A 12,394-nucleotide genomic window follows, 5' to 3' on the forward strand; every position below is an offset into this window, starting at 1 on the left:
AAATTACTGCTCGGTAATTTCTTCTCGGTGTCCCATCCGAAGTGTTCATAATATTACCGATCGGTAATGATTCAGTTATTTGATCGGCTATTCGGAAGATAAATTACCGATCGGTAATTTATCTATCGCTACCTGGCTGAAAGATAGATAAAATTCCCGAACGGTAATAACGGAGGCGGTTATGGACCCCAAAGTCGACGCGTTTCCCGTGACGGTCCATTCTTCGGTCGAATTGGGCGAACTGGTGAAAGCCGTTCGGCGCTCGCAAGGCTTGCTGCAAGCGGATCTGGCCGGACTTTCCGGCACCGGCAACCGCTTCGTGGTGGACCTGGAGCGAGGCAAGCCCACGCTGCAATTGCAGAAGGTGCTGGACATGCTGGATCTGCTGGGCCTGGAAGTGCAAGTGGCGCCCAAGCGCCCGAGGCTGCCATGACAACGGTGGACGCACTCGATCTGTATCAGGACGGACGAAAAGTTGGCCGCCTGTTCGACGAAAGGCCATTGCGTTTCGTCTACGACGACGCGTGGCTCGGCTACCCGGGTGTTCGCCCGATCGCGCCATCGATACCGCTCCAGCCCGGCGACCAATCGAATGAAGCCGTTCATGCCTACTTCGAGAACCTGCTGCCCGAAGGCCATGTGCGCAAGTTCCTGCAGGTCAGCCGTCATGCGACGACGGTGTTTGGACTGCTGCGCAGCGTTGGGGGCGATACCGCCAGCGGGCTGACGATACTGCCGCAGGGGGAATCACCGGCGCCGGCGCGGTATCGACCGACGAACTGGGCGGACATCGCTGCACGCCTGCAGCAAGCGGGCGTGCCGGCGCTCGTGGCCGAGAATGTCGAGGGCACGAGGATTTCGCTGGCGGGCGCGCAGGACAAGCTCCTGTTGACAGTCCTGCCGGACGGATCACCCATGCTGCCGGAAGGCGCGGCGCCGTCTTCGCATATTCTCAAGCCGGACATCCGCGGCCTGGACGGCGTGTGGGCATCGGCCCTCAATGAGACGCTGGTGATGCAATTGGCGCAAAGGCTCGAGCTTGGGGTGGCGCAGGCCGTCTATCAACCCGACACGCGTGCGTGCCTGATCCGGCGCTATGACCGCGAGCCGGATGGGCAGGGTGGATTGCGACGATTTCATCAGCTTGACCTGTGCCAGTTGGCAGGCAAGCCGTCGGACGTTAAATACGAATCGGATGGCGGTCCGACGCTGGCGGATTGCCGCGAACTGCTGGCGGCGATGGGTGTGGGCGGTGCGGACGTGAAACGGTTTTTGCATTGGGTGCTGTTCAATCTGCTGGTAGGCAACAACGACAGCCATGCAAAGAACCTGTCCGTGATCCTGGATGGCGATGGGCGCTACCGCCTTGCGCCGTTCTATGACCTGATGTGTACGGCGATGTATCCGGGATTGAGCGCCAGGTTTGCGTTTGCCATCGGCGGGGAAGACAAACCGGGGGCCGTTGGCAAGGAGCAGTTGGAGGCAATGGCGCGCGACCTGGGCTTTGGTGCGCGCTATGTTGCCGCGGAGGCGCAATCCCTGGTCTCGGCGTTGCCAAGCGCGCTGATGCAGGTCCAGGCCGCATTGATGGAACAGGCCAGCGCAGGAACCGAACGCACGCTGCTGGAGCGGCTGGGGCAATGGATGACGACGAACGCCCGCAAACATGCCAAACGCTGGGGTTTGCAGACCTGAGGGCATGCCTGCCCGATGGGCGGGCATCTCTCGATTAATGATCCCAAGTCAAAAGTGTTTGCCTGCCAGACGGCTTTTTCTGCAAGGATCGGGCGGTCATACTGCACCCCTGTCTTTCCGATGCGCCGGCCAATTCTGGCCGGCCGCGCCTCAGGAACGTCCTGCCGGCGCCGTCGAAACCAAGGAACTTGCATGAATCCCCAAGATACCCAGCCGGTCAAGGCCGGCCCGCCGCTGTTGGCGCTTGCCGTCGGCGCCTTCGGCATCGGCGTGACCGAGTTTTCGCCCATGGGCCTGCTGCCCGTGATCGCCGATGGCGTGAATGTGTCGATTCCCAGCGCCGGGATGCTGGTCAGCGCCTATGCCATCGGCGTGATGGTTGGCGCGCCGCTGATGACGCTGGCGTTCTCGCGCTGGTCGCGCCGCAAGGCGCTGATCCTGCTGATGGCGATCTTCACCATCGGCAACATCCTGTCGGCGCTGTCTCCCAATTACACGACGCTGCTGCTGGCGCGGCTGGTGACCAGCCTGAACCACGGCGCGTTCTTCGGCCTGGGCTCGCTGGTGGCCGCCAGCGTGGTGCCGCGCCACAAGCAGGCCAGCGCGGTGGCGACGATGTTCATGGGGCTGACGATCGCCAACGTGGGCGGGGTGCCGGCCGCGACGTGGCTGGGGCAGGCGATCGGCTGGCGGATGTCGTTTGCCGCCACGGCCGTGCTGGGCCTGATTGCGATGTTGTCGCTGTGGCTGGCGCTGCCGGCGGGCGAGGCGGGCCGCCGGCCCAATGTGCGCCATGAACTGGCGGTGCTCAAGAGTCCTGCCGTGCTGCTGGCGCTGTTGACCACGGTGCTGGGCGCGGGCGCGATGTTTACGCTGTACACCTATATCGCGCCGACACTGGCGGAAATCACCGGCGCGTCGCCGGCCTTCGTGACGGGCATGCTGGTGCTGATTGGCCTGGGTTTCACGCTGGGCAACGGGGTGGGCGGGCGCATGGCCGACCGTTCGCTGGACGGCACGCTGATCTTCTTCCTGGTGCTGGTCATCGTGGACCTGCTGGCGTTTCCCTGGTTGGCCTCGACGCCGGTCGGCGCGGCGGTTGCGCTGCTGATCTTCGGCGTGGCGACGTTCGCGGTGGTGCCGCCGCTGCAGATGGGCGTGATGCGCGCCGCGACCGATGCGCCGGGACTGGCGTCGTCGATGAACGTGGGTGCGTTCAACCTGGGCAACGCGGTGGGCGCGGCGGCCGGGGGCGCGGTGATCTCGGCCGGAATGGGCTATGCGGCGGTGCCGATCGCCGGCGCGGTGATCGCGACGGCCGGCCTGGCGCTGGTGCTGGTGCAGCGCGCCAGCAATGTCCGCCGCCGCAAGCTGGCGATGCAGGGCTGCTGAATCCCGGCCTTCGCTATAGGACGGTGTCTGACATCCGCGTGAGATGCGCTTCATGCCGGGGCCAGCGCACCCTGGGTGTCAGACACCTGGTTCAATAAAAAGCCCCGGCGGAAAGCCTTTCCGCCGGGGTTTTTTGCGTGAACGGGGTCAGAACTTGAAGACGTCTTCCAGGTCGACCGACTCTTCCACCGATTCCAGTTTCACGCTTTGCTCGATGTGCTCCAGGTGGTGCAGGGTCAGTTCCTCGGCGCGCTGCGCGTCGCGGGCGGCGATGGCCTCGGTGATGAGTTCGTGTTCGTCGTCGCGGCAGCTGGTGGCGGTGGGCAGGTTGTACAGGAAGATGACCAGGCAGGTCAGCGTGGACAGTTCGCGCATGGTGCGCGCCAGTTCGCCGTTGCCCGCCAGTTCGCTCAGCAGGATGTGGAATTCGCCGGCCAGCCGGATGATGGCGCGCTTGTCGTCGCGCTTGCGGGCGTCGTGTTCCAGGACCACGTGCTCGCGCAGGCGCGCGAGCTTTTCCGGCGTGAGGTTCTGCGTCAGGCGCCGCACCACGGCGGGCTCGATCAGGCGGCGCGCCTCGAAGACGTCGCGCGCTTTTTCGATGGAGGGCTTGGCCACGTAGGCCCCGCGCTGGGGGAACAGTTCAACGATCTGCTCGTGGGCCAGGCGCGCCAGGACCTCGCGGATGCGCGGCCGGCTGACTTCGAAGATTTCGGCCAGGCGCTCTTCGACCAGCTTGGTGCCGGGCTTGAGGCGGTTGTCCAGGATGGCGCGGTAGATGCACTCGTAGATGCCGGTGACCGAGGTTTCGCGTTTGTCTGATGCCATGGGCTCGTTCTTGGTTTGCGCGGGAGGCCAGGGCGGGATCGCCGCCGTGGGTAATGAGCGGTTCTTTGCCGCTTGTAGACGTCATGTTGTCTGCAACCTGACGGGTGAACGTGAAGATACCCGATCGGACGCCGTCGTTGTGAACCCCGGCCTGGCGCAGTCAAAAATAATGTTAACAATTTGCCGTTGAAATGTATATTTCAGGGTTATCACTAGCGTAATCATTTTTGTATTCGGCCTAGAATCCGCTCACAACATGTCCATCCGGCCGCGCTTTCGCGGCAAGGAAACGGGCGGATCAGACGGGCTGACGCATATGACGAAGCAGGGTTTTGATCTGGTGCTGCGCGACGCGGTGCTGGCGACCGCCGGCGACACGTGCCGCGCGGATCTGGGGATTTCAGGCGGCCGCATCGTGCAGATCGGGCGCGGCCTGGCGCCGGGCCTGTGCGAAATCGACGTCGCCGGACGCGTGGTGACGCCGGGCGGCGTCGATGCGCATTGCCACCTGGACCAGCCGATGGCGCCGCCCGTGAAGCTGGCGGACGACTTTTTCACCGGCACGCGCTCGGCCGCCTGCGGCGGGACGACCACCGTGATTCCGTTCGCGGCGCAGCGCAAGGGCGGCACCGTGCAGGCCGCCATCGACGACTACCACCGGCGCGCCGAAGGCCGCGCGTGCGTGGACTATGCCTTCCACCTGATCCTGACCGATCCCACGCCGGCCGTGCTGAACGAGGAACTGCCGCGCCTGATCGAGGCGGGCTACACCTCGTTCAAGCTGTACATGACCTACGACGCGCTCAAGCTGTCGGACGGCCAGATCCTGGATGTGCTGGAGGTGGCGCGCACGCACGGCGGCATGGCGATGATCCATGCCGAGAACTCCGATTGCATTGCCTGGCTGACGCGCCGCCTGGAAGCCGCGGGCCGCACCGCGCCGCGCTTTCATGCGGTATCGCGGCCGACGCTGGTGGAACGCGAAGGCGCGCACCGCGCGATCGCGCTGTCGGAACTGATCGACGTGCCCATCCTGCTGGTGCACATCTCGGGCGGCGAGGCGGTGGCGCAGATCCGCGAGGCGCGCGCCAAGGGCCTGAACGTCTACGCAGAAACCTGCCCGCAATACATCCTGCTGACCGCGGCCGACCTGGGCACGGACGACAGCTATTTCGGCGCGCGCTGCGTGTGCAGCCCGCCGCCGCGCGATGCGTCCAGCCAGGAAGACATCTGGCAGGGCCTGGCCGACGGCCTTTTCACGGTGTTCTCGTCCGACCACTCGCCTTTCAATCTGACCGGCGACAACGGCAAGACGCCCGGCGGCCAGGAGGTGGCGTTCCGCCACATCCCGAACGGCATTCCCGGCATCGAAACCCGCATGCCGCTGCTGTATTCCGAAGGCGTGCTGGGTGGGCGCATCAGCCTGAACCGCTTCGTGGAACTGACCGCGACCCAGCCCGCGCGCGCCTACGGCCTGTACCCGCAAAAGGGCACGCTGGCCATCGGCAGCGACGCCGACCTGGTGATCTGGGAAGAGCGCGATTTCACGCTCGCCAACGAGCACCTGCACCACGCGGTGGACTACACGCCATACGCGGGCATGCAGTTGCGGGCATGGCCCGCGATGACGCTGCTGCGTGGCCAGATCGTCTGGGACGGCGCGCGCTTTGCGGGCGCGCCGGGCCAAGGAAAGTTTCTGCCGCGCGGGCTGCCCAGCCTGGCGCCGCCCAGCGCCCGCAAGGGCGCGCAGCCCGCCTGGCGCTAGCGCGCCGCACGGATACCGGTCATTCATTTCGGAGGATATTGCGTTGAAGACTACCCTGATCAAGAACGCCGAGGTTGTGGTTGCCTGGGACGAGGCGCGCCAGCGGCACGTGTACATGAAGAACGCCGACGTGGCGTTCGCGGACGGACGCATCACGCACGTCGGTCCGGGCGCGCAGGCGGCGGCGCCGGGCGCGGAGATCGTCAGCGGCAGCGGCATGATGGTGATGCCGGGCCTGGTCGACATCCACAGCCACCTTGTGCATGAGCCCATCAACAAGGGCTACACGGACGAGACCGGATCGGCGGGCCTGTACAACTCCAACCTGTACGAGTACATGCCCACGATGGAAGGCGACGAGGAAGCCGCGCCCGCGCAGCTCACGCTGGCCGCCGCGGAACTGCTGATGTCCGGCGTGACGACGGTGGTGGACATGTCGGTGGCGCACGAGCACTGGATCGACATCATGGTGCAGAGCGGGCTGCGCGCGTACATCGCGCCGATGTTCCGCTCGGCGCGCTGGTACACGCGCAACGGCCACGTCGTGGAATACGACTGGAACGAGAAGGCGGGCGAAGCCGGCATGGAGCGCGCGCTGGCGCTGATCGACAAGGCCGAGGCCCACGAATGCGGCCGGCTGACGGGCATGCTGGTGCCGGCGCAGATCGACACCTGCACGCCGGAGCTGCTCAAGGCCAGCCACCAGGAGGCCAAGCGCCGCGGCATCGGCTGGCAGACGCACGCCGCGCAGTCCCTGCCTGAGTTCCACGAGATCACGCGCCGCCATGGCCTGACGCCCGTGCAGTGGCTGCACAGCCTGGGCGTGCTGGATCCGGGCAGCATCGTCGGCCACGGCATCTTCGTGGACGACCACCCGAACACGCACTGGAGCACGGCCACCGACTTGTCCATCCTGTCCGAAACGGGCGCCAGCGTGGCGCACTGTCCCACGGTCTTCATGCGCCGGGGCATGGCGCTGCGCGACTTCGGGCGCTACCGCCGCGCGGGCATCAACCTGGGCATCGGCACGGACACCTATCCGCACAACATGATCGAGGAAATGCGCCACGTGGGCTATCTGGCCCGCCTGATGGCGCAGACGCCGCGCGCCGTCACCACCGGCGAAGTCTTCCACGCCGCGACCGTCGGGGGCGCCACGGCGCTGGGCCGCGAGGACCTGGGCCGCATCGCGGTGGGCGCGCGCGCCGATCTGGTGATGGTGGACATGACCCACCACCTGATGCGCCCGTCGCGCGACCCCGTGCGCAGCCTGGTCTATGCGGCCGCGGACCGCGCCGTGCACACCGTGTACATCGACGGCCGGCGCGTGGTGCATGAAGGGCAGGTGAATTCGCTGGACTACCGCAAGGCCGCGGAACAGGTGGACGAGGCCCAGCGCCGCGCCGAGGCGCTGGTGCCGTCGCGCGACCTGGTCGCCGGCCGCAGCGCCGAACAGATGTCGCCGCTGTCGTTCGACATCGTCTGATCCGATCGCAACTTGACCCGAGGGGCCGGCCACAGGCCCCGTTCATCCATAAAAACTTCAAGGGAATGACATGGCTTATCTGAATGCTGAAAGACTTGAAACCCGCTACGGCCTTGGCCGCGTCGGCGCGGCGCTGGCTTGCGCCGCCGCCATGGCCTGGGCGCCCGCGCAGGCGGAAACGCTGACCGTGGTGATGGCCAGCAAGCTGACGGTGCTGGATCCGGTGCTGACGGCGTCGCACCAGACGCGCAATCACGCCTACATGATCTACGACACGCTGCTGGCGACGGACGCGGACAACAAGATCCAGCCGCAGATGGCGGACAAGTGGGAAATTTCGCCCGACGGCAAGACCTACACGTTCACGCTGCGCGACGGCCTGAAGTGGCATGACGGCACGCCCGTGAAGGCCGAGGACTGCGTGGCGTCCATCCAGCGCTGGGCGCAGTCGGACAAGACCGGCCGCCAGCTCATGCCGCTGGTGGCGTCGATGGACGTCGTCGACGACAAGACTTTCAAGATCGTGCTGACGGCGCCGGCGGACGTGCTGGCGGCGCTGGGCAAGCCCAGCGGCCTGCCCAGCTTCATGATGCCCAAGCGCGTGGCGCAGACGCCGGTGGCGCAGGCCATCACCGACTACACCGGGTCCGGCCCCTTCAAGTTCGTGCAGAAAGAATTCCAGCCGGGCGTGAAGACGGTCTACGAAAAGAACACCGACTACGTGCCGCGCAAGGAAGCGCCCAGCTGGACCGCGGGCGGCAAGGTGGTCAACGTGGACCGCGTGGAGTGGGTGGCGATGGCCGACCCGATGACGACGGTGAATGCCCTCTTGGGCGGCGAGGTCGACTACATCGAGACCGTGCCGTTCGACCTGGTGCCGATGGTGAAGAGCTCGCCCGACCTGACGCTGCGCATCCTGGACAAGATGGGCTACCAGCCCATGTACCGCTTCAACCAGCTGCATGCGCCGTTCGACAACAAGCTGGTGCGCCAGGCCGCCATGTACGCGGTGGGCCAGGACGACATCCTGAAGGCGCAGGTCGGCGATCCGGAATTCTTCAAGACCTGCGGCGCGGTGTTCGGCTGCAACCTGCCGTACTCCAGCAACACCCGCGCCGACATGATCGTGCCGTCCAATATCGAAAAGGCCAAGGCGCTGCTGAAGGAAGCCAAGTACGACGGCGCGCCCGTCGTGATCCTGCACGCCACCGACATTGCGATGGCCTCGGCCATACCCGTGGTGATGGCGCAGCAGCTGCGCCAAGCCGGCTTCAACGTCCAGCTCCAGGCCATGGACTTCATGACCATGCTGTCGCGCCGCGCCAACCGCGACGTGACGTCCAAGGGCGGCTGGAGCATTTTCGTGACCACGTGGCACGTCAGCGAGATCATGGATCCGCTGCGCAACTACGGCGTGTCGGCCAACGGCGAGAAGGCCTGGTTCGGCTGGCCGACCGTGCCGCAGGTGGAAGCGCTGCGCGACAAGTTCCTGGTGGCGGCCACGGAACCGGAACGCAAGCAGATCGCCGAGCAGCTGCAGGACGTAATGCTGGACGAAGGCGTGGCCATCACGCTGGGCCAGATCGAGACCGCGGCGGCCTACAGCAAGAAGCTGTCGGGCGTGCTGGATTCGCCCGCGCCGGTGTTCTGGAACATCAAGAAAGCCAGCAAGTAAGCCATGTTCAGCTACATCCTCAGACGCGTCCTGGCCACGGTTCCCGTGGTGCTGACGGTGGCCGTGCTGGTGTTCTGCCTGCTGCGGCTGACGCCCGGCGATCCGGCGCTGATCCTGGCGGGCGATGCGGCCACCGAGACGCAGCTGGCGCAGATCCGCGAACACATGGGACTGGACCGGTCGCTGGCCACCCAGTTCATGCGGTGGGGCGGACAGGTGCTGCAGGGCGATCTGGGCACGTCGCTGCATTCCGGCACGCCGGTCACGGCGATGATCGGCAGCCGCGTGGGGCCGTCGCTGGCCCTGGCGCTGTCGACCATCCTGCTGTCCACGCTGATCGCGGTGCCGCTGGGCGTTTTTTCGGCGTGGCGGCGCGGCACCCGCGCCGACCGGGCGGTGATGGCGTTCTCGGTGCTGGGGTTTTCGGTGCCGATCTTCGTCACCGGCTACGCGCTGATCCTGCTGTTCGCCATGAAGCTGGGCTGGCTGCCGGTGCAGGGCTACAAATCGCCGTCGGCGGGCCTGGTGGCCTTCGGCATGCACCTGCTGCTGCCCACCATCGCGCTGAGCACCGGCTTTGTGGCGCTGATCGCGCGCATCGCCCGCAGCAGCGTGCTGGAGGTGATGGGTGAAGACTTCATCCGCACCGCCCGCGCCAAGGGAATCACCGAACGCGCCGTGATGATGGCGCACGCGCTGCGCAACGCAGCCGTGCCCATCATCACCGTGATCGGCGTCAGCATAGCGCTGCTGATCAGCGGCGTGGTCGTCACGGAATCGGTGTTCAACCTGCCCGGCCTGGGCCGGCTGGTGGTCGAGTCCGTGCTGGCCCGCGATTATCCGCTGATCCAGGGGCTGATCCTGCTGTTCTCGCTGGTCTATATCGGCGTGAACCTGACCATCGACGTCCTGTATTCGGTGTTCGATCCGCGCATCCGTTATTGAAGGAATCCGCATGTCCACTTCCGTACACTCGATCGCGGGTGGGGCCGGGGTCGCCCCTGCCGCCCGCAAGCGGCCCCGGTCGGCGCTGGTCCGCACGCTGTCCACCTGGCCGGTCATGGCCGCGCTGGTCATGCTGGCGGTCATCGTGCTGGCCGCTATTTCGGCCAATCTGCTGGGGCTGGCCGATCCCATGGCCATCAACCCCATGCAGCGCCTGAAGGGGTTTTCCGCCGAGCACTGGTTCGGCACCGACGCCTACGGGCGCGACGTGCTGTCGCGCGTGATCCACGGCGCGCGCATCTCGCTGATGATCGGCGCGGGCACCGCCATCGCGGCGCTGATCCCCGGACTGGTGCTGGGCGTGATCGCCGGCTATTTCCGTGCGGCCGACATGGTCATCATGCGGATCATGGACGGCATCATGTCCGTGCCCAGCATCCTGCTGGCCATCGCGCTGGTCGCCGTTACCGGCGCCAGCCTGCTGACGGTGCTGATCGCGATTGCGGTGCCGGAGTTTCCGCGGGTGGTGCGCCTGGTGCGCGGCCTGATCCTGAGCCTGCGCGACGAACCCTATGTGGAAGCGGCCATTTCGCTGGGCACGCCCACCCGCGTGCTGATGATGCGCCATCTGGTGCCCAATACGATGGCGCCGCTGATCGTGCAGGGCACCTTCATCTTCGCGTCCGCCATGCTGTCCGAGGCGGTCATGAGCTTCCTGGGCGTGGGCATGCCGCCGGAATTTCCGTCGTGGGGCAATGTCATCGCCGAGGGCCGCATGTACTTCCAGGTCCGGCCCGAGCTGATCCTGCTGCCGGGCCTGTTCCTGGCGCTGACGGTGCTCAGCGTGAACATGCTGGGCGACGCGATGCGCGACGCCCTGGATCCCAAGATGGCGCGGAGGGTCTGACATGAACGATTCCACAATGCCCGTGCTGCAGGTGCAGAACTTGTCGGTCGCGCTGGTGGGCGCGCCACAGGACGAGCCGCGCCACGTAGTCGAAGGCATCAGTTTCGATATCCGCGCCGGCGAGACGCTGTGCGTGGTCGGCGAGTCCGGGTCGGGCAAGTCCGTCACGTCGTTTTCGGTGATGGGCCTGCTTGCGCCCGATGCGCTGCGGCCCAGCGCGGGCCGCATCCTGCTCGACGGCGAGGACGTGCTGGCCTGCACGCCGGAGCGGCTGCGCGAGTTGCGCGCCACCCGGATGTCCATGGTGTTCCAGGAACCCATGACGGCGCTGAACCCCGTGCGCACGGTGGGCTGGCAGATCGACGAGGTGCTGCGCACTCACAGCGGCATGGACGCCGCTGCCCGCAAGCGCAAGATCCTGGACATGCTGGAATCGGTGCGCCTGCCCGACGTGGAGCGCATCTACCAGTCGTATCCGCACCAGCTGTCCGGCGGGCAGCGCCAGCGCATCGTCATCTGCATGGCGCTGATCCTGAATCCCAAGCTGCTCATCGCGGACGAACCCACCACCGCGCTGGATGTGACGACGCAAAAGCAGATCCTGGCGCTGATCCAGGAGCTGCAGCGCTCGCACAACACGGCGGTGCTGTTCATTACGCACGACTTTGGCGTGGTGGCCGAGATCGCCGACCGTATTGCGGTGATGAACCGGGGAAGGCTGGTCGAAGTGGGCACGCGCGACGAGATCCTGGCGCGTCCGAAAGAAGCCTACACCCGCATGCTGGTGTCGTCGGTGCCGGGCCTGGCGCCGGCGGCGCGGCAGGCGCCCGAAGGCGAGCCGGTGCTGGTCGTGAAGCGCCTGCGGAAGACCTATTCGGAGCGCGGCTTCTTCAAGGCCAAGCGCACGGTGCATGCCGTGCAAGACGTCAGCTTCACGCTGCGCAAGAAGGAGATCGTCGGCATCGTGGGCGAGTCTGGGTCGGGCAAGTCCACGCTGGCACGCTGCATCGCGCGGCTGATCGATCCCAGCGCCGGCAGCGTGCGCCTGGACGGCACGGAAATCGCCACCGCCACCAAGCGGGAATTCCATCCGGTGCGCAAGCGCATCCAGGTGGTGTTCCAGGATCCGTACCGGTCGCTCAACGCACGCATCCGCGTGGGCGATTCCATCGTCGAAGGCATGCGCAATTTCGGCGTGCCGGAAGATGAGGCCCGCGCGCGGGCCGTCGAGCTGCTCGATATCGTCGGATTGGGCGCGGAGACGATGGACCGCTATCCGCATCAGTTTTCGGGCGGGCAGCGTCAACGCATCTGCATCGCGCGGGCCCTGGCCCTGCGGCCCGACATCCTGATCGCCGACGAAGCCGTGTCGGCGCTGGATGTGTCGGTGCAGGCACAGGTGCTGGAACTGATCGAAGACATCCGCGCCCGCACCGACACCGCGGTGCTGTTCATCACCCACGACCTGCGCGTGGCGGCGCAGATCTGCAATTCCATCGTGGTGATGAAGTCCGGGCAGATCGTCGAGGCGGGGGAGGCTTCAGCAGTGCTGACCCGGCCGCGCGACGGCTACACCCGCCAGCTGCTGGAGGCCGCGCCGGGCAGGCATTGGGATTTCAAGCGGTTCCAGCCGGTGGATGCGGTGGTGCAGTAGGGGCGGTGGGGCGCGCCCGCATTGGCTTGAAGGGCTGACAGCGGATC

The 12,394-nt window shown here is 66.2% G+C and carries 10 protein-coding genes; 9 read left to right on the plus strand and 1 reads right to left on the minus strand.

The genetic code is table 11. The annotated features are described in order from the left end of the window. Positions 1–181: 181 nt before the first annotated feature. From ABE485_RS10540 to ABE485_RS10550, 3 genes are all read left to right on the plus strand, one after another. Positions 182–433, plus strand: coding sequence for a helix-turn-helix transcriptional regulator (locus ABE485_RS10540; RefSeq protein ID WP_346515247.1), 252 nt, complete (start codon positions 182–184; stop codon positions 431–433). After that, positions 430–1,695 (plus strand): type II toxin-antitoxin system HipA family toxin, encoded by a 1,266-nt coding sequence (locus ABE485_RS10545; protein ID WP_346515248.1) that lies wholly within the window; start codon positions 430–432, stop codon positions 1,693–1,695. The genes ABE485_RS10540 and ABE485_RS10545 overlap by 4 nt, the downstream gene beginning before the upstream one ends. Before the next feature lie 192 nt (positions 1,696–1,887). Next, complete coding sequence (locus ABE485_RS10550) at positions 1,888–3,087, plus strand: MFS transporter (protein ID WP_346515249.1); 1,200 nt, start codon at positions 1,888–1,890, stop codon at positions 3,085–3,087. Between the two features lie 147 nt (positions 3,088–3,234). On the opposite strand, the gene ABE485_RS10555 is transcribed toward ABE485_RS10550, so the two are convergent. Beyond that, a complete protein-coding gene (locus ABE485_RS10555) occupies positions 3,235–3,915 on the minus strand; it encodes a GntR family transcriptional regulator (protein ID WP_346515250.1) in 681 nt (226 codons plus the stop codon). A gap of 316 nt (positions 3,916–4,231) precedes the next feature. On the opposite strand from ABE485_RS10555, the gene hydA reads away from it, so the two are divergent. The 6 genes from hydA to ABE485_RS10585 all read left to right on the plus strand — a co-directional run bounded on the left by hydA (position 4,232) and on the right by ABE485_RS10585 (position 12,347). Next, entirely contained in the window at positions 4,232–5,680 is a 1,449-nt protein-coding gene (gene hydA, locus ABE485_RS10560) for a dihydropyrimidinase (RefSeq protein ID WP_346515344.1), read from the plus strand. A 43-nt stretch (positions 5,681–5,723) separates the two neighbouring features. Then, entirely contained in the window at positions 5,724–7,166 is a 1,443-nt protein-coding gene (locus ABE485_RS10565; RefSeq protein ID WP_346515251.1) for an amidohydrolase family protein, read from the plus strand. Positions 7,167–7,236: 70 nt separating this feature from the next. Continuing rightward, positions 7,237–8,841, plus strand: a complete 1,605-nt coding sequence (locus ABE485_RS10570) for an ABC transporter substrate-binding protein (RefSeq protein ID WP_430795413.1) — start codon at positions 7,237–7,239, stop codon at positions 8,839–8,841. 3 nt (positions 8,842–8,844) lie between these two features. Continuing rightward, positions 8,845–9,786, plus strand: a complete 942-nt coding sequence (locus tag ABE485_RS10575) for an ABC transporter permease (protein ID WP_346515252.1) — start codon at positions 8,845–8,847, stop codon at positions 9,784–9,786. 10 nt (positions 9,787–9,796) lie between these two features. Further along, positions 9,797–10,693, plus strand: coding sequence for an ABC transporter permease (locus ABE485_RS10580; protein WP_346515253.1), 897 nt, complete (start codon positions 9,797–9,799; stop codon positions 10,691–10,693). Between the two features lies 1 nt (position 10,694). Further along, positions 10,695–12,347, plus strand: a complete 1,653-nt coding sequence (locus ABE485_RS10585) for an ABC transporter ATP-binding protein (RefSeq protein ID WP_346515254.1) — start codon at positions 10,695–10,697, stop codon at positions 12,345–12,347. The last annotated feature ends 47 nt before the right edge of the window (positions 12,348–12,394 follow it).

This window comes from Achromobacter spanius, assembly GCF_039673305.1.
GTDB lineage: Bacteria > Pseudomonadota > Gammaproteobacteria > Burkholderiales > Burkholderiaceae_B > Achromobacter > Achromobacter spanius_F.